General features: G+C 44.0%; 22 protein-coding genes. 16 read left to right on the top strand and 6 right to left on the bottom strand.

Features of this window, described 5'->3' with window-relative positions; genetic code table 11:
- The first annotated feature begins 10 nt into the window (after window positions 1–10).
- From NFR88_RS01825 to NFR88_RS01780, 10 genes are all read left to right on the top strand, one after another.
- Window positions 11–1,186 (top strand): S41 family peptidase, encoded by a 1,176-nt coding sequence (locus tag NFR88_RS01825; RefSeq protein ID WP_160200708.1) that lies wholly within the window; start codon window positions 11–13, stop codon window positions 1,184–1,186.
- Between the two features lie 673 nt (window positions 1,187–1,859).
- Entirely contained in the window at window positions 1,860–2,165 is a 306-nt protein-coding gene (locus NFR88_RS01820) for a YerC/YecD family TrpR-related protein (RefSeq protein ID WP_160200707.1), read from the top strand.
- Window positions 2,166–2,238: 73 nt separating this feature from the next.
- Window positions 2,239–2,796, top strand: a complete 558-nt coding sequence (locus tag NFR88_RS01815; RefSeq protein WP_251613121.1) for a 4'-phosphopantetheinyl transferase family protein — start codon at window positions 2,239–2,241, stop codon at window positions 2,794–2,796.
- A gap of 20 nt (window positions 2,797–2,816) precedes the next feature.
- Window positions 2,817–3,293, top strand: coding sequence for a regulatory protein RecX (locus NFR88_RS01810; protein ID WP_160200705.1), 477 nt, complete (start codon window positions 2,817–2,819; stop codon window positions 3,291–3,293).
- On the top strand, window positions 3,290–3,976 hold the full coding sequence (locus tag NFR88_RS01805; RefSeq protein WP_251613117.1) for a tRNA threonylcarbamoyladenosine dehydratase: 687 nt from the start codon (window positions 3,290–3,292) through the stop codon (window positions 3,974–3,976). The genes NFR88_RS01810 and NFR88_RS01805 overlap by 4 nt, the downstream gene beginning before the upstream one ends.
- A gap of 105 nt (window positions 3,977–4,081) precedes the next feature.
- Entirely contained in the window at window positions 4,082–4,648 is a 567-nt protein-coding gene (locus tag NFR88_RS01800; protein WP_160200703.1) for a UBA domain-containing protein, read from the top strand.
- Between the two features lie 23 nt (window positions 4,649–4,671).
- Window positions 4,672–5,349, top strand: a complete 678-nt coding sequence (locus NFR88_RS01795) for a response regulator transcription factor (RefSeq protein ID WP_251613112.1) — start codon at window positions 4,672–4,674, stop codon at window positions 5,347–5,349.
- 4 nt (window positions 5,350–5,353) lie between these two features.
- Window positions 5,354–6,577: a sensor histidine kinase gene (locus NFR88_RS01790; protein WP_251613108.1), complete on the top strand. Its 1,224-nt coding sequence runs from the start codon at window positions 5,354–5,356 to the stop codon at window positions 6,575–6,577.
- Window positions 6,578–6,768: 191 nt separating this feature from the next.
- Complete coding sequence (gene pdaA / locus NFR88_RS01785) at window positions 6,769–7,605, top strand: delta-lactam-biosynthetic de-N-acetylase (protein ID WP_160200700.1); 837 nt, start codon at window positions 6,769–6,771, stop codon at window positions 7,603–7,605.
- 74 nt (window positions 7,606–7,679) lie between these two features.
- Window positions 7,680–8,015, top strand: a complete 336-nt coding sequence (locus NFR88_RS01780; RefSeq protein WP_251613104.1) for a hypothetical protein — start codon at window positions 7,680–7,682, stop codon at window positions 8,013–8,015.
- 9 nt (window positions 8,016–8,024) lie between these two features.
- On the opposite strand, the gene NFR88_RS01775 is transcribed toward NFR88_RS01780, so the two are convergent.
- Window positions 8,025–8,831, bottom strand: a complete 807-nt coding sequence (locus NFR88_RS01775) for a MerR family transcriptional regulator (protein ID WP_160200698.1) — start codon at window positions 8,829–8,831, stop codon at window positions 8,025–8,027.
- Between the two features lie 68 nt (window positions 8,832–8,899).
- Between NFR88_RS01775 and NFR88_RS01770 the strand changes: the two genes are divergently transcribed.
- Window positions 8,900–10,246: an MATE family efflux transporter gene (locus NFR88_RS01770; protein ID WP_251613101.1), complete on the top strand. Its 1,347-nt coding sequence runs from the start codon at window positions 8,900–8,902 to the stop codon at window positions 10,244–10,246.
- 122 nt (window positions 10,247–10,368) lie between these two features.
- Here NFR88_RS01770 and NFR88_RS01765 read toward each other — a convergent pair whose 3' ends face one another.
- From NFR88_RS01765 to NFR88_RS01750, 4 genes are all read right to left on the bottom strand, one after another.
- Window positions 10,369–12,921 carry a cation-translocating P-type ATPase gene (locus NFR88_RS01765; protein ID WP_161908692.1) on the bottom strand — a complete coding sequence of 851 codons (2,553 nt, stop codon included), beginning with the start codon at window positions 12,919–12,921 and terminating at the stop codon, window positions 10,369–10,371.
- Window positions 12,922–13,354: 433 nt separating this feature from the next.
- The gene (locus NFR88_RS01760; RefSeq protein WP_161908693.1) at window positions 13,355–13,618 is read right to left on the bottom strand and encodes a hypothetical protein; all 264 of its coding nucleotides are present in this window, start codon (window positions 13,616–13,618) and stop codon (window positions 13,355–13,357) included.
- A 9-nt stretch (window positions 13,619–13,627) separates the two neighbouring features.
- The gene (locus tag NFR88_RS01755; protein ID WP_160200694.1) at window positions 13,628–14,014 is read right to left on the bottom strand and encodes an SHOCT-like domain-containing protein; all 387 of its coding nucleotides are present in this window, start codon (window positions 14,012–14,014) and stop codon (window positions 13,628–13,630) included.
- 34 nt (window positions 14,015–14,048) lie between these two features.
- A complete protein-coding gene (locus NFR88_RS01750; protein ID WP_251613098.1) occupies window positions 14,049–14,414 on the bottom strand; it encodes a DUF2089 domain-containing protein in 366 nt (121 codons plus the stop codon).
- Between the two features lie 175 nt (window positions 14,415–14,589).
- Here NFR88_RS01750 and NFR88_RS01745 point away from each other — a divergent pair, with 175 nt between their 5' ends.
- From NFR88_RS01745 to NFR88_RS01735, 3 genes are all read left to right on the top strand, one after another.
- On the top strand, window positions 14,590–15,396 hold the full coding sequence (locus NFR88_RS01745) for a YlmH family RNA-binding protein (protein WP_251613095.1): 807 nt from the start codon (window positions 14,590–14,592) through the stop codon (window positions 15,394–15,396).
- Between the two features lie 280 nt (window positions 15,397–15,676).
- Entirely contained in the window at window positions 15,677–16,366 is a 690-nt protein-coding gene (locus NFR88_RS01740; RefSeq protein ID WP_251613093.1) for a hypothetical protein, read from the top strand.
- Between the two features lie 294 nt (window positions 16,367–16,660).
- Window positions 16,661–20,284 carry a MucBP domain-containing protein gene (locus NFR88_RS01735; RefSeq protein WP_251613090.1) on the top strand — a complete coding sequence of 1,208 codons (3,624 nt, stop codon included), beginning with the start codon at window positions 16,661–16,663 and terminating at the stop codon, window positions 20,282–20,284.
- 79 nt (window positions 20,285–20,363) lie between these two features.
- On the opposite strand, the gene NFR88_RS01730 is transcribed toward NFR88_RS01735, so the two are convergent.
- Window positions 20,364–22,097, bottom strand: a complete 1,734-nt coding sequence (locus NFR88_RS01730; RefSeq protein ID WP_251613087.1) for an AMP-binding protein — start codon at window positions 22,095–22,097, stop codon at window positions 20,364–20,366.
- A 167-nt stretch (window positions 22,098–22,264) separates the two neighbouring features.
- On the opposite strand from NFR88_RS01730, the gene NFR88_RS01725 reads away from it, so the two are divergent.
- Together NFR88_RS01725 and NFR88_RS01720 are read left to right on the top strand one after the other, a co-directional pair.
- Window positions 22,265–22,777 carry a DUF1836 domain-containing protein gene (locus tag NFR88_RS01725; RefSeq protein WP_251613084.1) on the top strand — a complete coding sequence of 171 codons (513 nt, stop codon included), beginning with the start codon at window positions 22,265–22,267 and terminating at the stop codon, window positions 22,775–22,777.
- A 37-nt stretch (window positions 22,778–22,814) separates the two neighbouring features.
- A complete protein-coding gene (locus tag NFR88_RS01720; protein WP_160200687.1) occupies window positions 22,815–24,368 on the top strand; it encodes an ABC-F family ATP-binding cassette domain-containing protein in 1,554 nt (517 codons plus the stop codon).
- The last annotated feature ends 67 nt before the right edge of the window (window positions 24,369–24,435 follow it).

Below are 24,435 nucleotides of genomic sequence, written 5' to 3'. Positions count from 1 at the left end.
GTGAGAGGAAATGATAAAGATTAAGAAACGACAATTTGCAGCAGTCATACTGTGCACGGTACTTGTAACCTTGCTTTTGACGGCAGGCGGATTTTATCTGCTTACTAGTGCAGCCGGCGTAAAGCTGGTGCAGGGCAAGGACTATAATATGCTTACCGATATGTCGCAAAAGTATAGTAAGTTGTATACGCTGCAGAATACTATCAATGATAAGTTTCTTTGGGAAACCGATGAGAGAGAACAGATGGAAGTCATGTATAAGGCGCTGGTGGATTCTTTGGGGGATAAGTATTCCAGTTACATGAATGAAGAAGAAACGGAAAAATGGAATCGCTATGTTACGGGAGTATTCAGTGGTATCGGCATTACCTTCACAGAAAATGAAAAGGGACAGATGGAGATTTCCAGCGTTATTAAAGAAGGACCAGCAGACATCAGCGGAATCAAGGCTGGTGATATTATTCGCAAGGTAGACGGAAAGTCATACAGTACCTTAGATGAGGTTTCCACCGCCATTCAGGGTGAGGAGGGGACTGTCGTAAAACTGACTTATCTGCGTGGCAAAAAAGAAAAGACTGTATCCATCGTCAGAGGAGTTGTGGAGGAGCGCAGCGTTTATGCGGGCACAGTGGGCGATTCCTATGGCTATATCAGAATTACTGGCTTTGAAAAATCTACAGCTGAGCAGTTCAAACGGGAATTGTCGGCTTTTGAAAATAACAAAAAAATTAAAGGTGTTGTCATAGATATTCGGGATAATCTGGGCGGTATTATGGAACAGAGTATTGAAATTGCAGATGCATTGCTGCCGGAATGCACTATCGTCCACACCGAGGATAGCAAGGGAAAGAAAGAGTACTATAACTCCGACGAAAGCTGCACGAAACTGAAATATGTCCTTTTAATCAATGAAAACAGTGCAAGTGCTTCAGAGATTCTGGCTGCCGCCGTCAAGGATAATGAGGGCGGAAAGCTGGTGGGAATGACAACCTATGGGAAAGGAATCATTCAGAATTCCATGATGTTCAGTGATAGCACTTCTCTGAAGCTGACCACTATGCAGTACCTGTCACCAAAGAATCATAAAATTCACGGCATCGGAATCAAGCCGGATTACAAGGTGAAACAGCCGAAAAATGAAAAGGAAGATATGCAGCTTAAAAAGGCAATTTCGCTGCTTTCGTAGAGCCACTTTGGGCAAGTGCTGTAGTATAAAAGGTTTTAGACTTAACTCTAAAGCCTTTTTGATTGTAGGTGCTGTTTAAATTCCTGATGCGATTTGTTCCGCTGTGGCTATAGTGTTAATAAAGCATAAACGAATCCTGTAGATTTTAGGCCTGCAGGTTTTTTCTTGGGTTAGAGCGCCACTTTTCGCTGCATTTTTGTGTTTTATGGCATCGGCGGGTTGAAATGTGCCACATTTTCCTTATTTCCGGGATAAAATGGCATACGGTAGCTTAGATGTGCCACGTTTCATCTTTTACCAGACAAAACTGGCGGACCTAACGGAGCTGCCATCTTAGATAAGCAAGTGAAAACCGGAAAAAGGTCTGTCGAGGAGTCCTTCTAGGGCATTTTTAGTCAAAACCCAAGTGGAGTCTCGCCATAATTTCCGAAATAGTTGAAGAATGTGGCAGTTTTCGGGATGGCAGTGCCATTATTTAAGAAAAATCAATGAAATATGGCGTGCAGTGTATCAGCTTACAGACCATGAACATTTCTGACACAGTCAGCGATTGATGGCTTTGGTGTAAAGTGGCTAATCAGCGGACAATCAGACAGAGAATTGCCTTTGACTTTCACAGGTAAAAGTGATATAATTGAAAATGAAAATATTGAAAGAAGAAAGGAGCCTGTTCATGGCCTACGATTCAAAGTTCAAAAGAGACGATATTGATGAGTTGTTCGATGGAATACTGACCCTGAAAGACAGAGAGGACTGCTATAGATTTTTCGAGGATATCTGCACGATTAACGAAATTCATGCCATTGCACAACGGCTTCAGGTTGCGAAGCTTCTTTCTTTAAAGAAAACATACAGTGAAATTGAAGAGATGACAAAGGCTTCTACTGCGACAATCAGTCGCATTAATAAATGTCTGGTTTACGGGGCGGACGGCTACCAGAGAGTATTAGAGCGCCTTGATAATCAGAAGAGAAAATAGAGAAGTTCAGTAAGGGCGCCGTTTGTGTGTCCTTGCTTTTTTCTTTATAAGAATGTTGAGGGGAGATGAGATTTTGAGTAGTATTTATATTTATGACGGACCTTTTGAAAAAGGGGAAAAGGGATATGACCTTATCAGGCAGGCTGCTGTTCGCTACTGCGGAGAAGCCGGTGTAGATTATCCGGTACTGGAGGCGGAGATTTTGAGAGAAGATAAAGGAAAGCCATATTTTGTGGATATTCCTTTGGAATTTTCACTGTCTCACAGTGGAGCGCTGTGGATGTGCATGGTTTCTCAGCAGCCTTGCGGACTTGATGTGCAGTATGTGAAGGACTGCAAATATGAGGAGATTGCGAGAAGACTCTTTACAAAAGAAGAACAGCACTACGTGGAGCTTTGGGGACAGGAAGGCTTCTTCGATGTTTGGGTCAGAAAAGAAGCACTTTGCAAGTGCACGGGACAGGGTATTTTTAGCGATATGCCGTCTGTTGCAGACAGAAACAGTAATTTGCTTGGCACGGTAGCCTGGAATGACAGAGAATATTTTTTTACAGAAATAGAAATTGCACCGGATATCAAATGTGCGGCATGTACAGATGATGAGGCACAGGTAGTGATTCGCGTATTATAATATTGTAATCGGGAGGACTTATGGCAGTCAGTATAGACAATGCGGCTTTGCGGTATTTATCCGCCAGAAGCCGCACTGTTTTTGAGATGAAAAAGAAATTAGCAGAAAAGGGTTTTGAGGAAGAGGAAATTGAAGCGCTTATTCAGCGTTTTTTATCCTATGGATACTTAAACGATGCCACGTACTGCCTATCCTATTTTCGCTATGCCTTTGAAAAAGGCAAGGGCAAGAGAAAGGTTTTTCAGGAACTGCGTCAGAAGGGCGTGGACAGTTTGACTATAGAAAATGCTTTTGAGGATTACTTGCAGGAAGAAGAAAACGAATACGACGAGCGGGCGATGGCGCTGGCAGAAGCGGAGAAGGTGCTGCGTATTGCAGGTGTCAGCAGAGACGAGGAAATTCCGGAAAAAATTTTGGGAAGGATTGCAAGGCGTCTTGGCAGCAAGGGATATGGCGGTGAAACTATTTACGGCGTGATAGGAGAACTTAGAAGATGAGCAGGACAGAGAGAACAGAGTTACTGATTGGGGAGGCAGGTGTCAACAGCCTGGCTTTGGCAAAGGTTCTCGTCTTCGGCGCAGGTGGTGTTGGAGGCTATGTGTGTGAAGCTCTGGCGAGAGCAGGAGTTGGGATGATTTCTATTGTAGATAACGATGTGATTTCAGAAAGCAATATCAATAGGCAGATTATTGCAACCTATGATACTCTGGGCATGGAAAAAATAAAGGTTATGGAGCAGAGGATTTTATCTATCAACCCGAGCTGTAAAGTAAGCACCTATGGGTGTTTTTACCTGCCTGATACGCAGGAAGCGGCACAGTTTGACTTTACGGACTACGACTATGTGGTGGACGCTATTGATACCACTTCAGCCAAACTGGATATTATTTGCAGGTGTAAGGAGGCAGCAACGCCGGTGATTTCCTCCATGGGAACAGGAAACAAGCTGGATGCTTCACGCTTTGAGATTACCGATATTAGTAATACCAGCGTTTGTCCTTTGGCAAAGGTTATCAGAAAAGAACTGCGGGACCGCAGGATCAAAGACGTAAAAGTTCTATATTCTAAAGAAGAACCGGTGAAAACAGGAAGCAGAACACCGGGCAGTATCAGTTTTGTGCCGCCGGTGGCGGGACTTCTTATCGCAGGAGAAGTCATTAGAGATTTATTAAAACGTTAATCTATTTTTAATCTTTCTTTCCTTTTTCTTTCATGTTGACGAGGTAAGATAAGTATACAAAAGGGGATACCATAGAAAACGATTAAAAATGGAAAGGAAATTATCATGGATAAGCTTGAAAAAATTGAAAAAATCATCGAAAAGACAGGTGTATCTTATGCAGAGGCGAAGAACGCTTTAGAAGAAGCAGGAGAGGATCTGCTGGACGCCATCGTACTTCTTGAAAGTCAGGGCAAAATCAAGAAACCGGAAATGGGTTCTTACACAACCAAAACAGAGGAAACCAGCGAGGCGTTTCGAGAGGCTGCAATGTGCTACGAGGAAAAAGACGGTGAGAAGTTCGGAAACATCATGGTGCGCATTTTGAAATGGTTTGGACAGCTTATTAAAAAGGGCTGTGAAAACTTTTTTATCGTCAAACGCTATGGGCAGGAAGTTGTCAATGCGCCGGTTATCGTTTTGATTTTACTTCTGTGCTGCACATTTTGGGTAATCGTGCCGCTGATGATTGTAGGAATGTTCTTCGGTTATAGCTATAGCTTCAGTGGAACAATCACACAGTCTGTAGATATCAACAAAGCGTGTGACAAGGCAGCAGAAGCTGCGGAAACAGTGAGACAGGAGTTTTCCCAAGAGTTCGTGAAGGGATCTTCCAACCCGAAAAATAAATAACAGCGAAAGTAGGAGAGATACAGGTGGCAGAGAAAATTTTACTGGTAGAAGACGATACCAAAATAGCAAGATTTGTGGAACTTGAACTTGCTCATGAAGGATACTCAGTAGTCAAGGCTTTTGACGGCAGACAGGGTTTGGAACTAGCGGAAAGCGGCGGCTTTGATCTGATGCTTCTTGACATCATGCTGCCCGGTCTCAACGGTTTGGAAGTGCTCAGAAGGCTCAGAAGGGCTTCTGATATGCCGGTTATTATGCTGACGGCCAGAGATGCGGTTATGGATAAGGTTTCCGGACTTGATTCTGGGGCGGACGACTATATTACCAAGCCTTTTGCAATTGAAGAACTGCTTGCGAGAATTCGTGTTGTCTTCAAGAAACGGAGTGGACAGAAGCATACTCGAAAATTTACCGTAAAAGGAGTCACCATGGATACAGATCGTCACGAGGTCACCTATAACGGCGAAATCGTAGAGCTAAATCACAGAGAATATGAGCTGGTTCGCATTCTCATGGAAAATAAGAATATTGTTTTGAATCGGGAAAAGCTTTTGGACAGTGTATGCGGCTATGATTATATGGGGGAAACGAATATCATAGATGTATATGTGCGCCACATCAGAAGCAAACTTGACGATCGTTTCGGCATTAAATTTATTACAACTGTGCGAGGCGTAGGCTATGCAGTCAAAGAGGATTAAAAAGATGAACGAAGCAAGCCGCATGACCTCTATTGCCAGAAAGATAAATTTTGAGTTCTGGCTGCGCCAGTTTGCTAATTTCATCGCCATCGACCTGATATTGCTGATTACTATTTGCGTCAGCTTTTTCCTTTGGAGAGAGGGACTGGTGCCGGATTCAGAAATGGTCAGCGATCGGGATTTTATCTGGGGTAACTATGAAAACTGGCGGTATATCATAGAGACAGAATCAGGAAAAGTCTATTCCTATTACATTCGGGATTATGGTGCATTCTTTAAAATACCGGCGCTGATTTTGTTAATCCTTCAGGCAGTTATGCTTATTGAGGATTTGTTTCACACCAAAAAGGTGCGTCATCTGATGAAACCCCTTAACGACATTGCAGTCAGAACAGAAAAGCTTTCTAACATGGCTTTTGACAGTGCAAAAATGGAAAGTTTTGAACAGGCGGTCTCAGGACTGGATCCGGAAAATCCAGAGGCAAAAGTTTCCACGGGAGATCAGGATCTTCGCAGTCTGGAGATTGCCATCAATAATCTGATTGAGCGCATGCGGGAAAGCCACAGGCAGCAGGATCGTTTTGTTTCTGACGCTTCCCACGAGTTGCGCACGCCTATTTCGGTTATTCAGGGGTATGTTAATATGCTGGATCGCTGGGGCAAGGAAGACGAAAAAATTCTGGAAGAATCCATCGAAGCAATTAAGAACGAGTCTGAACATATGAAAAACCTCATTGAACAGCTTTTGTTTCTTGCCAGAGGTGACAGCGGACGGAATACGCTGGAGTTCACGCAGGTGAATCTGACGGAAATTGTAGAAGAGGTGTGGGAAGAATCGGAGATGATTGATGAGGATCATGTGTACCGCTTTGAGGGTGAACCGGGTCTTTGGCTGCGTGCAGATCGCGCCATGCTGAAACAGTCCCTGCGCATTCTAGTACAAAATGCGGCTAAGTATTCAGGCTCAGGAGATACTATTTATCTTAGAACAAAGCGCATTGACGGAAGACCTGCTTATATTGTTCAGGATGAAGGAATCGGGATGGCTTCTTCGGAAGTGGTGCATGTATTTGAGCGGTTTTATCGGGCAGACGCTGCCAGGAGCCGATCAGAATCAGGAACTGGCCTTGGGCTTTCCATTGCAAAGTGGATTATCGACGCCCATAAGGGAGAAATCGAAGTACTGTCCAGACCTGAGTTTGGGACCAGGTTTACCGTAAAATTATAGAAAAATAGAAGCGGCTATTTCTAAGCTGGCATCGTATTTTTGCACCATTTTTTCTAAAATGAGGGTCAATGGTGCGGATTGGGGAGCCGTTGAAGAAGAGTCTGCACCATTTGACATTGAAATATAACGTCATGGTGCAGATTTAACGGCTTGGCAGTCATAGGCGGTGAGCGTTTTGCATATAGTGTACCATGTTTATCGATATTAATAAAAAGAGAGTAAGGCAAGTGGGAGTAGGCGCATTGGCGGCGGTACTGGCTATCGGTCTTGCTGCGGGCTATCGAGTCGTCAAACCGGGAGAGGCGAAGAAAGGACCGGAACAGATGACCGCAGGAAGCACGCAGGCTACGGACTGGGGTCTGTCTTTTCAGACTGAAGGGCAGCCGCCTGTGGGAAATGCCAGCAGTGAAGAACTCGCTAAATACGATGCATATTACTGCAGTGATTCCAAAGAAAAGGTATTGTATTTAACCTTTGACGCCGGCTTTGAAAACGGCTGCACTGGAGAGATTTTAGACGTGCTGAAAAAAGAAAAAGTGCCTGCTGCATTTTTCCTGGTAGGAACTTATATGAAGGAAAACGGGGATTTAGTAAAGCGCATGGCGAAGGAAGGGCATATCGTCGGCAATCACACCATGCACCACCCGGATATGTCAGCTATCACCGACGAGGCTGCATTAAAAGAGGAACTGGAAGGGGTAGAAAAAATCTACAAAGAGGTTACAGGAAAAGAAATGCAAAAGTTCTACAGACCGCCCCAGGGCAAGTTCAGCACCTCCAATTTGGAGCAGGCGAAAAAGCTGGGCTATACCACCGTCTTTTGGAGTCTTGCTTACGTAGATTGGTATGTTGACAAACAGCCGACTAGAGAGGAAGCGTTGGAAAAACTGCTGCCAAGGACTCATAATGGGGCGGTGATACTTCTTCACTCCACTTCTAAGACCAATGCAAAGATTTTGCAGGAACTGATTAAAAGGTGGAAAGACGAGGGATATACCTTTAAGTCGCTGAAAGAGCTGGGAAACTGAGACATTTGACTGGCAAGTTGGTGTTGCAGACATAAGAATTCTATGATATAATCGAATCAAAAGGAGGGGTTTTTATGGAAAATGCAGCACAAAAGACAAACAAGAAGAACATACTGATTCGTATATTAGCGATAGGGCTGCTTCTTTTCTTTCTGTTCTTTGGAATGGAGATGAAAAGCGGATACTGCTTTGGGGTAGAAGTCTTTCATAGCCTAGGATTGAGCCCGTGGTCTCTAGTGAATCAGGGATGGTTTTATCCCGGGATTTTAAGTATCACCGGAGCCCTTGCTTCCATCATTTTGTTTTCCTTTGCGACAAAAGACAGAATGAAAACTTTCAGCTATTTCATGATAGGAGCCCTTGCAGTAGGCATCGGATGCAGTGTTTTGTCACTTCATGGTGTGATATAGCAGCGTATATCAGCCGCGAATTTTAACCTGCAGCTGGGTGATGTATTCGTCCTCGCAGTTGGTGTCGTGATTATCAATCATATAGAGTTCAAGCGGGTCGCTTTCAGCAGTGTACCCGCTTTTTTTCATGTGGATGAAAAAGTTTTTCCATGCAGCAGGGATGTTCTGGTAGCTGCCGCAGCAGGTTGCGCAAAGATATTTGCCTGCGGGAAGGGTTGTATCGAAGCTGCCTTTGTCCACAATACAGAAAGCGGAGTTGAAGTGACCATAGTGGCCTTTTTCGATAAAATCCAGCGGAATAGTGGCTCCGGTTCTGCTGTTTCCGATGAGATAGAGGTGTGATTCGTGCTCCTTTTGCAGTTTTTTGATGACAAAGTCCAAATCCTCATCACGGTAAACCCTCTCACTCAGCTTTAGAATTTTTCGTACAGGCAGGACTTCGACGTGAGGCTGTTCGCTGCCTGGTGCGCTCCTTCTATGACTCTCAATTTCTGAAATGCGGTCTGTCAGCTGACTTTTCAGGTTTTGCAGGGTCAGCATTTTTTCGTCGATAACAGAAATTTCCTGCTGAAAAAGGGCCAGGGTTTTGGCAAGATCAAAATCTGCCAGATGATTTTTGATTTCCTCCATAGAAAAGCCAATGGTGCGCAGATCTCTCAGGATGTTCAACGTGCGGATATCGCCAATACCGTACATTCTGTAGCCGTTATTGTCACGATGTGGCTTTAAAATCCCGATTTCCTCATAGTAGCGCAGGGAGTCGGTACCGATTCCATACAGGGCTGAAATTTCTCCGATTTTGTAGTATTCTTTCATAAAAAAACTCCTTTACCTTGGTATTATACCAAGGTTTATAATGAAAGGGAAGAGCATGGGAGGAAATCATGGATTTAGATGTAAAACGGGAGATTAAACATAAATTTTTCAGCTATGCGCTGCCATCGGTGGCAGCAATGTGGGTTTACACCATTTATACTATGGTGGACGGCATGTTTGTGTCAAGAGGTGTAAGCACTACGGCGCTGGCTGCTGTCAACATTGCTATGCCGCTGATTAATGCTGCTTTTGCTTTGGGCATTTTATTTGCGGTGGGCGCCAGCACAAAAGCTTCTATTTGTAAAGGACAAAATAATCAAAAGGAAGCAAGTCGGATTTTTACCACCAGTACGGTAACTGTATTTTGCCTGGCATGGATTGTGGTAATTGCAGCACAGCTGAATTTGCATAGACTCGCTCTGCTTTTGGGTGCGACGGAGGGTACGATAGAATATGTAGAGGATTATCTGCGCATTATCGTTTGCTTTGTGCCATGCTATATGACTTCTTATAATATGGAAGTTTTGATTAAGGCGGATGGCTTTCCAAAGAAAGCTATTATGACGACCTGTGTGGGAGCGGTTACCAATATTACGCTGGACTATTTCTTTGTCATGGTATTTCAGTGGGGGATAAAGGGTGCAGCTATTGCTACGGGGATTTCTCAGGTGCTAACCTTTACAGTATTTTTGAGTCATTTTCTTTCAAAAAAATCCTACTTTAAGTTTGTAAAAATCAAATGGCATATCAGGGAGGTGCTGGGTTTTGCCAAACTGGGCATAGCCGACAGTGTCACGGAGTTTTCTGTAGGCGTGATTATTTTCATGTTCAACAATGTGCTGATACGTGTCTCTGGAGATAATGGTGTGGTAATCTATACGGTCATCGCTTACGTTTCTCAGCTGATTCTGATGACTATGATGGGGATTAATCAGGGCATGCAGCCTCTTGTCAGTTTCTATCACGGCAGGAAGGAAAATACGGTTCATCGGTATATTCTTCGCATTGCGATTTTTAGTGCGGCAGTAGCTTCGGTGCTGTCTTTTGCTGTCGGTGCACTCTACCCTAATCCGGTGGTGGCGGTCTTCATCGATCCAAGCCTTGATATGGAGCTGTACCTGGATGGGGTGCGGGCGTTTAAGCTGTTTTCGTTTTCTTTCCTGCCGCTGGGCGTGGTGATTATTCTGGCGGGATATTTCACAGCGCTGGAACAAAACAAACCAGCCATGGCAATCTCTATGGGCAGAGGTTTGATCTTTGTAACAATTTGCCTGTTGCTCTTTGCAAAACTCTTTGGAGAAATCGGCGTATGGCTGTCTATGGGTGTTTCAGAAACGATGGCGTTAATACTGGCGCTGGTATTATATAAGTGGAAGCTGGCAGGAGGGCGAGATGAGAACCCGGCTAATCGTTAAAGCAAAATGCAGGAATCTATATAGAAAACCCGAACTTTTGGGCAGTAAGCGCCTAAAAGTTCGGGTTTTTGGCAGTTTTAAGACTTTTTATTATAGTATCTGGTTTCTTTGCAAAATGCGTGTTACGAAGCGGAGCTGCTTGGCTGGAATGCGGCCTTGACCAGTCGCCATATTTGTATAAGCAGTGTAGGCACAAAGGCGAGCAGGCAAACCAGGAGCAGCTGATCGATAGAAAGCGGTGCGATACCAAAGGCTGTTTCAAAGATGGAAAGCCGCAAGATGGCAAAGAGCAGAGCGGCGCCAAGGGCAAAAGCTGCAATCGTGTAAATGTTACGAAATATGCCCAGCTGGAAAATGGAGGCTTTTCCTCTGCAGTTAAAGCCGTGCCAAAGTCTTGCAAAGCATAATGTGGCAAATGCCATGGTGGAAGCTGCAGTAGTACTGGTTTTTAGCCCCATGTGAAAAGCAATAATGGCAGCTGCACTGATTAGAAGTCCCTGAACTGTGATTTTTAACAGCGCATTTGCAGACAGTATGGAAGCGTTTTTTGCACGGGGTTTATTGTGTATCAGTGCAGGATTTGCAGGTTCCATGCTGATGGCAAGGGCAGGCAGACTGTCTGTAATCAGGTTAATGAACAGAAGCTGCACTGCGGTAAATGGCGCTGGCAGCGCCATGAGGGCGGCGTAGAGCACGGTCAGGATTCCGGCGGCATTACCGGAAAGAAGAAACTGAATTGCATTTTGGATATTTGCATAGATGTTTCTTCCGTTGAGTACGGATTTGATGATGGTAGCAAAATTATCGTCGGTCAATATCATGGAAGCGGAGTCCTTTGCGACTTCGGTTCCTGTGATTCCCATAGCTACGCCCACATCGGCACTTCTCAGTGCCGGGGCGTCGTTGACGCCGTCGCCGGTCATGGCGACGATGTGGGCGCGGGATTGCCAGGCATTAACAATTCTGATTTTGTTATCGGGGCTGACTCTGGCATAAACACTGATGTGAGGCAGCTTTTCTTGTAATTGGTCGTCACTCATAGCGTCAAGTTCTGTGCCGGTTACAGCAATATCTCCCTCTTCCATTATGCCGATTCGCTTTGCGATGGCAGAGGCAGTCACCTTGTGGTCACCAGTAATCATAATAGCTTTGATACCGGCAGTTTTACAGTCTTTTACTGCCTGCGCAGATTCTGGACGCGGCGGATCCATTTCGGCAACCAGACCTAGATATTCAAGATCTTGTTCATCATCCAGGGTCAGGTCCTTTTGTGCAGGCAGAATCTTACGGGCAAAGGCGAGAACTCGCAGCCCCTGCTTCGATAGAGCAGTATTAGTCTGACGGATTTGTTCTTTTTCATCTTCTGAAAGGGTGGAGGTTCGCGCTAAAATCACATCTAAGGCGCCCTTAGTATACATGGTTGGATCCCCGTTTATTTCATGCAGAGTACTCATCAACTTTCGGTCGGAATCGAAGGGAAGTTCCGAAAGACGGGGGAAGTCTGCCATTACTTTATCGTAGTCATCTTTTTCGGTCATATAGTAGGTGACCAGTGCAGTTTCCGTTGGATCGCCGGAAACTGCACCGTCTGTGATGACTGTATCGTTACAGAGTATGGATGCTTGCAGAAGCGGCTCTTTCTTCTCAGAAGAAACGGAAAGCTGCTCTACTGTCATTTTATTTTGGGTTAGGGTACCGGTTTTGTCGGAGCAGATGATGGAAACGCAGCCTAGCCCCTCGACAGCGTTTAGCTCTTTGATGATAGCATTCTGATCAGCCATGCGGGAGGTGCCGATGGCAAGGGATATGGTGATGATGGAGGACAGTGCTTCTGGAATGGCAGCTACAGCTAATGCCACTGCAAAGAGCAGGGATTCGCTGAACTCCATGCCGCGATAGAGATTGAGTGCAAAGACACCAGCGCAGACAAGGAGTATACCGATGGAAAGGTTTCGGCTGAATTTATCCATGGTGACCTGCAGGGGCGTTTTCCGCTGGGCAGTCTGATTCATCAGATTTGCAATTTTTCCAAGTTCTGTGGAATTGCCGACAGCGGTAACAACGGCAAGCGCCCTTCCATAAGTAACCAATGAACCGGAGAATACCATATTAGTTTGATCTCCCAGCGCTACTTTATGATCAGTAATCATATCTGCACTTTTTTCGACACTCTCAGATTCTCCAGTCAGAGAACTTTCACTGACTTTCAAAGAATGACTTTCGATGATACGACCATCTCCGGCAACGATATCGCCGGCATCAAGACGGATGATATCACCGCAGACAAGCTGGGTAGCGGGAATTTCCTGTGCTTCTCCGCTGCGAATAACCTTTGCAATAGGCGCAGAGAGATTTTTCAGACTTGTCAGGGATTTTTCGGCTTTGATGGACTGCACAGTGCCAAGAATGGCATTGAGAATGAGCACCACCAGAATTACGATGGTACTTTCTTGATTTCCTGTAAAGAAAGAAATTGCTGCTGCAATAATCAGAATGATAACTAAAAGATCGCGGAACTGTTCTGCAAAGATTCTTAGGGCGCTCTTCTTCTTTTTTTCGTAAAGCTTATTTTCTCCGTAGGTTTTGCGGCTTTCTTCAATCTGCTGCGGGCTGAGCCCGGAAGAAGCGGAAGAAAAGGCTTTTAGCACCTGACTGATGTCTTGATTGTAATACATAAATGAACCTCCTGTTTCTCTAAACTTAAGTATGCCCAGATTTCACCTGGATAACAAAAAAGAGACCTTTAAAGCAAATATAAAAATATGCTTTAAAAGTCTCGCTATTTCAAGTAGATGCGAATTACCTCTTGGTAATTGTATTGACGCATGTTACTACAGCCATACTGCTTTCGCTGCGTGCGATTTAGCAGGCTGCCAGCTACTCCCTCTTAAACAAAGTATGTATGTGAATCTTTTTGGTGAATAAAAATATAGCACATCTTCTAAAAAAATGCAAGGTAATTTTGCAGAGTTTCGCGGCAGGGATTTCTTAACCATCTATAAAAAGTGGCTCGCCTGCCCGACGGATAGTAAGCTTTTTCAAAAAATGTATAATACCAAAGATAAATCTTAATCCCAAATATTTACTCTTTAGTAGTGAAAAAATTTGTTAGAGTCTGATGGACACCATTGCGCCGTCATGGGATTCGACATGAACGATTTCAAGACCGGGATACTCCGCCATGATTTCCCTGCACATCTTGTAGTAAAATTGTATTGCTTTGCGGCTGACTAAGTGTTCAAACTCCTTAGGAACGGATTCCTTCATGGCGTCAAAGGCAGAATTTGGGATAACCTTAAGTGCAACGCCTGCAAGACTGACGGGCACAGGAATGGTCATATGATATTTATCTGCGTGAATTTTGATTTTCATGGGAATCACCTATTCAATACAGATTCGGATAGTGGTATTTTCGGCGGAAGAAGTAACATTGACGATGTCACCGTCTAGTTCTTCATCCAGACATTCGTTGATGGCTTCCATCAATTCGGCTAAATCGAAATCCTGCATCTGTTCTTCCGGCAGGGGCAGTTTTCCTGTGACTTTTAGAATTTTTTTTACAGCACCCACAGGGAACTGTACTGTGACCTTGTCACCGTTTGATTCATTGTCCACAAGGATGCGAAGCATCCGTTTATTGTAAGGCTTTTCAGCCATTAGGGTGGTCTGTGTATCTGTGCTTTGCAGTGCCTCTATCAGATCGGACGCCTCTTCTGCGGTGATGGTTCCTTCTTCTAGCATTTTTAAAATTCTCATTTTCTCTTCCACTTGTGGTTACCTCCATAAATTGATTCAATTTGTTTTACTTCAGCATGGCAAGCGCCTGCTTTGCTGTGATCTCTCCCTTTTCTAGCGAATTTAAGATCCCCTCTCTGCGCATTGCTTCCGCATCTTTTTTGGCTGCATTTTCATATCCCAGCGCTCTGATAATGCCGTCCAGGCGAGCGCGCACTGTAGGATAGGAAATGCCCAGTTCTTTCTCAACTTCTTTAATATTGCCGCGACAGCGGATAAAGGTTTCTGTGAAATACAGTTCTTCTTCTGTAAGATAATCGAACTTGCTCAGTGTAAAATCGTTTTCGATGACGGTTTCACAGCGGCTGCATTTCAGTCTCGTTACCTTCAGTTGCCCGTCGCAGACGGGACAGCGGCTGATGATCTTTTTCATAAATAACTCGTTTTCCTCCCTTCCGATATCAATAATTTAACATCGTAAATTCAAAAAGTCAATATAAAAATTAAAAATATTAATCTTGTGATTGAAAAAATTGATATTTTCGTGACGGAATAAATATGGTAAAATAAAAAGAAAGAAATACTGGAAGTTTATAAGGAGTGTACAGATGAAAGAAGATAACTTTTTTCTAGGTCAAATAGAGGATAAAATTGCTCAGTGCGAAAATAAATTTATTGCAACCCATACCGGATTTATGGACCTGCACCAGCAGTCGCTGGCGCGGGTTTTCTGCAAGAAAAATTTTGTCCAGGTTTTTACACAGAAGCAGGAGGAAGTCCCTGAAATGGCGGAAGAAAGACCTGCCTTGAGGACTTTGTTTTACGGAGGATATGAGCAGGCGGAGCGAGTGATTTTGTTAAATCTGCCGGGGTATGCGGATTTGAAGAATGAGAATCCTTTGGTGATAGTGAGGGCAAAGGTATCGGAGAAAAGTAAGTCGTTGACGCACCGGGATTATTTAGGTTCTCTCATCGGACTCGGTATGAAGAGGGAGATGATCGGCGATATTCTGGTGCGCGATGACGGTGCAGACATCATAGTGCTTGCGGAAATTGCGGACTTTATTTTGCAGAATTACTGCAAAGCCGGTAGAGTCAGTCTTTCGCTGGAAAAATTGGACATTTCTAAGCTCATCGTGCCGGAAGCAAAGGTGAGAGAAATCACCGATACGGTAGCATCCCTGCGTCTTGATAGTATTGTGGCCTCGGCGTTTTCGCTATCTCGCGGAAAGGCAGCAGAGGCAATCACAAGGGGAATCGTTTTTGTCAACAATATGGAGACGGTGAAACCGGATTTTCAGTTGAAAGAAGGGGATAAAATTTCACTAAGGGGAAAAGGCAAAGCCTGTTTGCGAGAAGTGGGCGGCAAGTCCAGGAAAGACAGGCAGTACATTGCTATTGAGAAGTATGAATAACAGGGAAAAATATACAGTAAGCAAATAGATTTTCCAGTAATAAACATTTTTTGACGGATATTCTCTTCCTCGCTGTGATAATTGAGGAATACTGTGTAAAAGCGCAAGGAAAGAATGAATTATATGTGATGCAAGCGAAAGAGGAATTTTCAACAGTATGGGGAGTAATCTAAATAATAGAACTTCTTTTTTGAGACCAAAAAAGGCTGGAGGGGCATAGTCCTTTATGATATGATTGGGGTAGGAAGAGTGGATTGTATGCTTTAGGAGGAGAGAGGATATGATTTTAGGCAGAGATGATTTAAGAGCCATTGGACTGATTGTGGATGAGCGGATTAAACCTTTGGAAGAGAAAATAGATAGGCTGGAAGCCAGAGTCGGTGGTCTGGAAGAGAGAATGGATAGGCTGGAAGCCAGAGTTGGCAGCCTGGAAGTCAGGTTGGATAGATTGGAAGACGATATGGAAATTCTCAAGGCTAGGACCAGCAAGCTGGAAGAGAATATGGAAATTCTCAAGGATAGAACCAGCAAGCTGGAAGAGAATATGGAAATTCTCAAGGATAGAACCAGCAAGCTGGAAGAGAATATGGAAATCGTCAAGGATAGAACCGGCAAGCTAGAAGAGAATATGGAAGTCCTCAAGGATAGAACCAGCAAACTGGAAGAGAATATGGAGCTTGTCAACAGTCAGCTTAATATGCTGAACACCAGCATGCGGGCGGCTAATGAACGAATTGGAAAGCTGGAAGCAACTGTAGGAGATATGAAGTGTCAGATTGACAAGAGAGTCATACCAGGCTTGTCAAATATTGAGGCGGTATATCTTAGCACCTTTGAGCGCTATAAAAGTGAATCGGAAAAGCTGCCGGAGGCATATGAAGATATCGCGATTCTAAAGAAAGTAACCAAAAGTCAGGGACAACTTATAAAAAAGCATGATCAGACGTTGAAAAGACTTCAGGTGCAGTAAAAACAGGAAATGAAACCTGACTAATCATAATAAAAACAAGCTTTTATACATATCAGGAGGACTCCTTCATTTTGAGGGAGTCTTTGTTTTATTTCTGCTATCTTGTGGTGCGATACGGTATACATCTAGCAGGAATTAAACAAAACAGTACTTACACAAATCGTATTTCAGTTTTTTCCAAAAGGAAAGGAGTTTACTAAGAAAAAAATTTGTGCTAGAATATGGCATGGATGAGTAAAATTTGACGAAGTATCAAGAAAGATATACGGGATTTTTGTAGGAAAGGGGCGCCTTATGAAACAGAAAATGACAAAAACAAAATGTTTACTTCTTTGCATTTTGCTTCTTATCGGCACAATTCCTTTTAACATACTATACGCAGAGGAAGAAAAGGATACAACGCCTTATGTGCAGTATAATTTCAACAATAATTTGACAGATGCCAAAGGTCATTCTACACTGACCGCGTGGAGTTCTACTGGGGATAACAACAGAAGCAATGCGACCACCAGCTTTGGAGAAGATGCTGACAATGGAACGTATTGGCAGTGGCACTCCAATACCGCAAGAGGCGGCGGTTTTTATATCGATATTGATAAGGATATTGGGGAAGAATATACCATCGGTCTGAAATTTTCTTTTGAAAACACTCTCGGTGGTTGGAGAAAAATTATCGATTATAAGAATTCAACCGTTGATACAGGGTTTTACTTCTATAATGGTGGACATCTGAATTTCTACAATTATGGGGTCAACGGCGCCAGTGTAACACAGCCGAATCAGGTGGTTGATTTAATCGTAAGAAGAAATAAGAGCGGCACATTTGAGGCTTATATCGTAGATGGTGTCAATAAAAAATTTGATATGTCTGTGCAAGACAGTAGTGGTCAGGGTGTACCGACGGTCATTGGTGGAAAAACCAGACTGGGGTTCTTCTTTGATGATATTGCTACTAGCGCAGAGGCCTCTCCTGGCGGTAAAGTCTACAATTTAAAAATTTGGGATAAATACATGGATCCCGATGATGTAATTGAGGCACTTTTACCGAACGGAACGGTCAATATCCATTATACTGACGAAGATGGAGATGAAGTATTGCCTGACGAAAAAGTCAGCGGTAAGAGCGGAAAGCCTTACTCTGTAGCGCACAAAGAGGTGTTCGGATACCAGTATATGCGTGCAGAGGGGGCGCCTACCAGCGGTACATTCCCAGACAGTGATGAAGTGGATGTTACATTCCGATACAAATGCCTGATTCCTTATACAGTAACAGTCAGATATGTTGATGAAGACGGAAATCAGCTTTGCGAAGATATCGTAGGAAAAGGTGCGGAAGGAAAGACATATAAGGCAAATCAGCTGGAGATTGAGGATTATGATTTTGTCCGAGTTGAAGGGAATGTAAGCGGGACTTACACTAAAAAGCCACAGCTTGTTACTTTCATCTATAAGCCTGAGGAAAAACTGCCAGTACATGAGAACAGTACGGTAATGGCAGTATATCAGGATGAGGATGGAAATCAAATCAATCCAGACATGACATATAAAGGCTATGTTGGGGAAGCGTATCAGACTTCACAGCTTTATATTCCAGGCTATACTTTTAAAGAAATCATAGGTTCTGCAGCAGGTAATTATACGGAAGATCCGATTGTTGTAACCTATGTTTACACGAAAAAAGCGGAAGATGATCCGGACTCTGATAAGGGTGGCAGTATCATCATACGCTATCAGGACAATCAGGGCTATACCATCAGCAGTGATGTTCTGTGCAATGGCAATATTGGAGCTGCTTATGTTGCGCCGCTAAAGGATATTGCTAAGTATAAATTTGATAAAGTGATTGGTGAAGAAAGCGGTGTTATTGAGGATGGCGTCAAGGTAGTTACAGTGCTCTACATACCTCTCGCCAGTGACGTGCTGGCAAGATATCTGGATACTGCAGGCAGAACTGTAGCGGAGACGAAAGTTTACTCAGGCGGAGTTGGACAAAGCTACCGCACCGAAAAACTTGATATAGAAGGCTATGAGTTTATCCGGGTAGAAGGTAATGAAGCCGGTACATTCAGTGAAGATGTGCAGGTGGTAAAATACATCTACAGGCAGCGAGGCAGCATTACCGTAAAGTACGTGGATTTAGACGGAAAGCCGATTAAAGACGAGGTTTCTTTTACTGATTATGTGGACGAGGCGTATGATGTGACAGCGCCGTACATTTCCGGCTATGAGCATATCAGAACAGAAGGAGATGCGACAGGCACGTTCCAGCCGGGTAACCAGGTTATCACCCATGTGTATGAGAAAATTAACGAAGGCAGGGTTATCGTGCATTTTGTTGATGACGAAGGAAAACCGGTGCGGGATGATCTGTTGATACATGGCAGAGTTGGAGCGCCCTATGAAGTAGAGGTGCAGCAGTTCCATGGTTATGAGTATGTTCGAACAGAAGGAGAACTTCATGGCACACTCAGCATGGAAACTGCAGAGGTAACCCACTATTATAAGCTTACGATGCCGGATACAGTAACGGCAAGGTATGTAGATGAGGATGGAAATTTGCTTTGCGATGATATCATCTATAAGGGGAAAACCGGCAGCAGTTATAAGACCTCTCAAATTGAGCTTGCCGGCTATGAATTTGTTAAAGTTACAGGCAGCGAGCAAGGGCGTTTTCAAAGGAAGCCGCAGCTTGTCACCTATGTTTACCGCAAAGCGGCAGAAAAGCCTGTGCCTGAAAAAGGGCAGATAACAGCAAGCTATGTAGATGAAACAGGAAATACCCTTCACAGTAATCTTGTATATCAGGGCGTTTTAGGGGAAAGCTGCCAGACTTCGGCGCTGACCATACCAGGTTACCAGTTGAAAGAGATAGTTGGATCAGAATCTTTGATCTATAAAAAGGAAAATCAGACAGTTACCTACATTTATGTTCCAGAAGATCCGGATACTCCTGAAAATCCGGAGAGGGGTGGTACTGTTATAGTTCGCTATCAGACGGAAGAAGGTCTGACTATCAGAAATGACGATGTCTTTAATGGTGACATCGGAGACGCTTATAAAGCTGTTCGCTACCAGATTTCGGGCTATCAGTTTATTCGATCTGAAGGACCGTTTTACGATGCAGCACGGGCAGCCGCAGGCAGTGCGGAAGAAGGCGAAATTGAGGAACGGGTAAAGACTGTCATCATGTATTATGTGCCGGAGGACAAGGCGTCTACGGTGATTGCGAAGTATGTGGATGAAGACGGCAACACGATACAATTTGACAGTATCTATAACGGATTCGTCGGACAAGTCTATCAGACCAGTCAAAAGAATATCAGCGGATACAAGTTTCTGCGTGTTGAGGGCAGTGAAAGCGGTACGTTCAGCGAGGATGTGCAGATTGTAACTTATGTGTACAAGCGAAGTCCAAATGTGGTCATGACGGGCAGAGTGGTAATTCGTTTTGTAGATGAGGATGGTAATATCATTCGAGAGGAAGACACTTACATTGGCTATATCGGTGACAAGTATCAGCTGCAGCAGTATGAAATCAGCGGATATAAATATGTGCGTGCCGAGGGAGAAAGTCAGGGTGTCTTTACTGCAGAGGATCAGGAAATTGTATTGGTTTACCAGAAGCTGAAAGAAGATATCGATAAGCCAGGCGATAATAAACCAGGACAGGACAAACCAGGCGACAGCAAGCCGAATCAAAAGCCAGGAGGCAGTTCTGGGAATTCCGGTGGAACCGGCAACCAGAGCGGCACAAATAAAAACCAGAAAAATGACAATTTGCATCAGATGAATTGGCAGGAAGGTAGACCAAATACGGGTGACCAAACGGCACTACATTTCTATATTGATTTGCTGATTGTATCGATGATAGGGCTTGTTGCCATAGTGAGAAAGTTAAAAATTGACAAGAAAAAATAGAAATGAATAAAGGACAGCATCTGCGAGGGTATCCTTCAGGCAGGGCTGTCCTTGTTTCTTGATTTTTTGTGGTAATAATTTACAAATGCTTTGCTTCTTCGTGACGCTTGACCTTGCCGGTAGTGGTCTTAATCATAGGCTGGTCGGTGACGATGATACGAAGCATCTGCTTGTAGGTCGGCAGTTCTTCGTTAATGATATCGATATCTTTTTTTATGATCTGTTCGATTTCGTCAGGATTAGTGGTGCCATAAGTTTCCTTCATATAATCTGGCTTATAAACAATCTTTGCACAAAGTGCAAGATCTTTTTCGTCACCGTCTGCTTTGCGCGGCTGACCAAAGACCATATTTTCTTCTACATAAGGCAGATTGCTGATGAGAATCTCCAGTTCTTCCGGATATACGTTCTTGCCGTTTTTTAAAACGATGACGTTTTTCTTTCTGCCGCAGATGAAGACATAGCCATCTTTATCCAGATAGGCAAGATCGCCGGTATGGAGCCAGCCGTCAGCTAAAATAGCAGCAGTTTCTTCTTCGTTTTCGTAATAACCGCACATTACATTTGGACCGCGGGCGATAAGCTCACCGATGCCTTCGCTGTTAGGATTATCAATGGCAAGTTCAACGCCGGGCATCGCCATACCGATGGAGCCTGTTTTATGCTGCCAGGTATTTTCTGCGGCAAGTACAGGAGAAGCTTCTGTCATACCGTAGCCCTGTACTGCGGTGATACCAAAGTTATTAAAGCCCTCCAGCGCTTCTGGGTCGATGGCAGATGCGCCGCTGATGACGTAGCGCAAATTACCGCCTAGTTGGTCTAAAATTTCCTTAAATAGTTTGCGGCGTATGTCAATACCGACTTTCAGCAGCAGCTTGGATAACTTCAGACCGAAAGTAACTTTCTTTTCCAGTCCTTGCTTTTTTACTGTTGCCATAATCTTTTTATAGATAGACTCGATGAGAAGCGGTACACAGACAAAGAGCGAAACTTTGTATTCAACGATGTTTTTCTGCAGATATTTCAGCCCGTCGCAGAAGGTGGTGGTTACACCGGCAGCCAGCATAACGACTTGACCTGTTGAGCCAAAGGTGTGATGGTACGGCAGAAATGCCATGTTGATATCGCCGTGACGGATATCTTCCACTTTAAGCATGGCATAGACATTGGCAGTAATGTTGTACTGGGACAGTTGTACAGCCTTAGCCATGGAAGTGGTGCCAGAGGTGAACAGAATAATTGAGGTCGCTTTTCCATCAATCGGCAATTTGCGATATTCGACAAAACCTGCAGTTAGTGCGTCGTGCCCTTCCTTGATCAGAGCAGGAATGTCTTCATAACCCTCTAAAGGTGATATAGATATGAAGTTTTTAACCTGTGTATTCTGATTTTCCTGCAGGGCAGTTACGATATCAAGGTGCGCAGGATCAAAGACAAGCACATCGGCTTTGCTGCGAATCAGAGAAGATTCCACTTCTTCGTAAGGAAGTCCTTTGTCCAGCGGTACACTGATGCCGAGTCCGCAAAGGGTTGAAAAATATGCTAGCATCCACTCGCAGCAGTTTTTTCCAATGATAGCGATACGCTTTCCCTGAAAGCCCCGCTGTAAAAAAGCGGTGCCCAGATAGTCTACTCGGTGACGAAATTCCTCGAAGGTAATATGCTCGTAGGAGACTTCTTTCTTTCCCTTTTTATGTTTTACAATAAAGGCGTCATCGCTGCGGTAAGCTTTTGCGCTGTAGTCCAGCAGCGCTCTGAAATCTTCGTGAAATACCGGATGAAAGACCTGTTTCAGTTCCTGAATTTTTTTCAATTTTATATCTCCTTATGTTTAAAAATTGGCGGTACAAATCCTATAATATTTACGTAGTTATTGAAACTATATTAACTCATTATAATGACTTTGTCAACGGGTTGACAGAAACTTTCCTCTGTGGTATGATTTTTCACAGCAATGAATGAGAAAGAAAGGGATGTATCATGGGAAAAAGCAAAGGTCTGGAACAATTTAAACTGCCAAGATGGGAAGAACTTCCTTCTATTGACCTATATCTGGATCAGGTGCTGTCGCTTTTGGAAACGTGGCTGGGACCTTATCTGACCTTTGACGGCAAAAAAATCATGACAAAGACCATGATAAACAATTATGTCAAGCAAAAGTTCATCGCACCGCCTGTCAACAAGAAGTACGACAGAACGACTGTTGCTTCTCTTTTTGTCATTGCCATTTTGAAGCCAGTTTATACGATCGAAGAGATTTCTCGGCTGATTAAACTTTCTATTAGAATCAACGAGAAAGAGAAGGCTTATAATGAGTTTTGCGGACACATCGAAAGTGCGGTGTATCATGCTTTCCATCAAACTTCTATGCCGAAAATTCCCTGTGAAACTGACCCTCGCCACCTGTTCTGGAATGTCTGCAATTCTTTTGCGTGTCAGCTTTATGTGCGGAATATCTACTTGCAGTCCCACCCCAAAAATGATAAAATTTAATGAAATATGTACTTTGATTTATGAAGGAGTAAAATAGATGAGCGTTTTAACAGTAGAAAAAGTGTCTCACGGATTCGGCGGCAGGCAGATCCTGGAGGACGCTTCTTTTCGTTTAAATAAAGGAGAACATGTAGGTCTTGTCGGCGCTAACGGCGAAGGAAAGACTACCTTTTTAAATATTATAACCGGCAATCTAATGCCTGATGCAGGTACAGTCAGCTGGTGTAATCATATCACTACAGGTTATCTGGATCAGCGCACAACGCTGAGTCAGGGAAAGACCATCAGAGAGGTGCTGCGGGAGGCTTTTAGCTACTACTTTGACCTTGAAAAAGAAATGCTGGAAGCCTATGACAAAATGGCTACAGCATCGGATGATGAGATGACGCGCCTCATGGAAGACGCTGCAGAGATTCAGGATATCTTGGAGCACAGTGGGTTTTACACCATCGATTCCCGGATTGAAGAATTCGCAGGTGGTCTGGGACTTGCTGACATTGGTCTTGACAAGGACGTGTCAGAGCTTTCAGGTGGACAGCGTTCCAAGGTGCTTTTGACAAAGCTGCTTTTGCAGAACCCAATGATTTTGATATTGGACGAGCCAACCAACTATCTGGATGAGAATCACATTATCTGGTTGACTAGATTTTTGCAGAACTATGAAAATGCGTTTATTCTGGTATCCCACGACATTCCGTTTTTGAACGACGTGGTCAACGTGATTTACCATGTAGAGGATGCAGTGCTGACCCGCTATAGCGGAAACTACGATGATTTTATGCACATGTACGATATCAAGCGGGCGCAGCTAGAACAGGCGTACAAGAAACAGCAGAAGGAAATCGCCGATCTGGAGGATTTTATCGCCAGAAACAAGGCGAGAATCGCAACCACCAACATGGCAAAATCTCGCCAGAAAAAGCTGGATAAGATGGAAAAAATTGAGTTGATTAAAGAAAAACCGAAGCCGACTTTCCGCTTTGACTATTCTCGTGCGCCGGGTAAGTATGTCATCGAAGCGGAAAACCTGGTGCTGGGCTATGATGACGCACTGACAAAGCCGCTGACTTTCCATGTGGAGAGGGGCAAGAAGATTGCTATTAAAGGAGTTAACGGTCTCGGAAAGTCTACTTTGCTGAAAACTATGCTTGGAATTATCCCAGCTTTTGGGGGCAGTGTAAAGCTGGACTACTACGCGGAGCCAGCTTACTTTGAGCAGGAACACGATGGCAGCGATAAAACTGCTTTGCAGGATTTCTGGGACGAATTTCCGGCGCTGGATAATGGAGAGGTACGCCGCGCTCTTGCAAAGTGTGGATTGACCAATGAGCATATTGAAAGTCAGGTGCGCGTTTTGTCCGGTGGAGAAAATGCCAAGTTCCGTCTCTGCAAGCTGATGCAGAGACCTATGAACCTGCTGGTTTTGGACGAGCCGACCAATCACCTTGACCCTGTTGCCAAAGATGTACTGAAAGAAGCAGTTCGTGACTTTAAAGGTACTGTCATTCTGGTCAGCCATGAACCGGAATTTTATCAGGACATCGTCACCGATATCTGGAATATCGAGGACTGGACCTGCAAGGTGATTTAACAACCATAAGATAGCGACAATCTGCGGTAATCGCAAAAATGACACAATTGATGCGATTCTGAGGGGA

This window comes from Senimuribacter intestinalis (assembly GCF_943192965.1).
In the GTDB taxonomy this organism is placed as follows: domain Bacteria; phylum Bacillota; class Clostridia; order Peptostreptococcales; family Anaerovoracaceae; genus Senimuribacter; species Senimuribacter intestinalis.
This window is presented reverse-complemented; position numbering and strand designations above follow the sequence as displayed.

Excerpts from the sequence above, each read along its gene's own strand:
- NFR88_RS01720 (WP_160200687.1), top strand. The coding sequence starts at position 22,815 with ATGAGCGTTTTAACAGTAGAAAAAGTGTCTCACGGATTCGGCGGCAGG.
- NFR88_RS01770 (WP_251613101.1), top strand. The coding sequence starts at position 8,900 with ATGGATTTAGATGTAAAACGGGAGATTAAACATAAATTTTTCAGCTAT.
- NFR88_RS01825 (WP_160200708.1), top strand. The coding sequence starts at position 11 with ATGATAAAGATTAAGAAACGACAATTTGCAGCAGTCATACTGTGCACG.
- NFR88_RS01800 (WP_160200703.1), top strand. The coding sequence starts at position 4,082 with ATGGATAAGCTTGAAAAAATTGAAAAAATCATCGAAAAGACAGGTGTA.
- NFR88_RS01725 (WP_251613084.1), top strand. The coding sequence starts at position 22,265 with ATGGGAAAAAGCAAAGGTCTGGAACAATTTAAACTGCCAAGATGGGAA.
- NFR88_RS01780 (WP_251613104.1), top strand. The coding sequence starts at position 7,680 with ATGGAAAATGCAGCACAAAAGACAAACAAGAAGAACATACTGATTCGT.
- NFR88_RS01745 (WP_251613095.1), top strand. The coding sequence starts at position 14,590 with ATGAAAGAAGATAACTTTTTTCTAGGTCAAATAGAGGATAAAATTGCT.
- NFR88_RS01805 (WP_251613117.1), top strand. The coding sequence starts at position 3,290 with ATGAGCAGGACAGAGAGAACAGAGTTACTGATTGGGGAGGCAGGTGTC.
- NFR88_RS01810 (WP_160200705.1), top strand. The coding sequence starts at position 2,817 with ATGGCAGTCAGTATAGACAATGCGGCTTTGCGGTATTTATCCGCCAGA.
- pdaA (WP_160200700.1), top strand. The coding sequence starts at position 6,769 with ATGTTTATCGATATTAATAAAAAGAGAGTAAGGCAAGTGGGAGTAGGC.
- NFR88_RS01765 (WP_161908692.1), bottom strand. The coding sequence starts at position 12,921 with ATGTATTACAATCAAGACATCAGTCAGGTGCTAAAAGCCTTTTCTTCC.
- NFR88_RS01760 (WP_161908693.1), bottom strand. The coding sequence starts at position 13,618 with ATGAAAATCAAAATTCACGCAGATAAATATCATATGACCATTCCTGTG.
- NFR88_RS01820 (WP_160200707.1), top strand. The coding sequence starts at position 1,860 with ATGGCCTACGATTCAAAGTTCAAAAGAGACGATATTGATGAGTTGTTC.
- NFR88_RS01750 (WP_251613098.1), bottom strand. The coding sequence starts at position 14,414 with ATGAAAAAGATCATCAGCCGCTGTCCCGTCTGCGACGGGCAACTGAAG.
- NFR88_RS01790 (WP_251613108.1), top strand. The coding sequence starts at position 5,354 with ATGAACGAAGCAAGCCGCATGACCTCTATTGCCAGAAAGATAAATTTT.
- NFR88_RS01775 (WP_160200698.1), bottom strand. The coding sequence starts at position 8,831 with ATGAAAGAATACTACAAAATCGGAGAAATTTCAGCCCTGTATGGAATC.
- NFR88_RS01735 (WP_251613090.1), top strand. The coding sequence starts at position 16,661 with ATGAAACAGAAAATGACAAAAACAAAATGTTTACTTCTTTGCATTTTG.
- NFR88_RS01740 (WP_251613093.1), top strand. The coding sequence starts at position 15,677 with ATGATTTTAGGCAGAGATGATTTAAGAGCCATTGGACTGATTGTGGAT.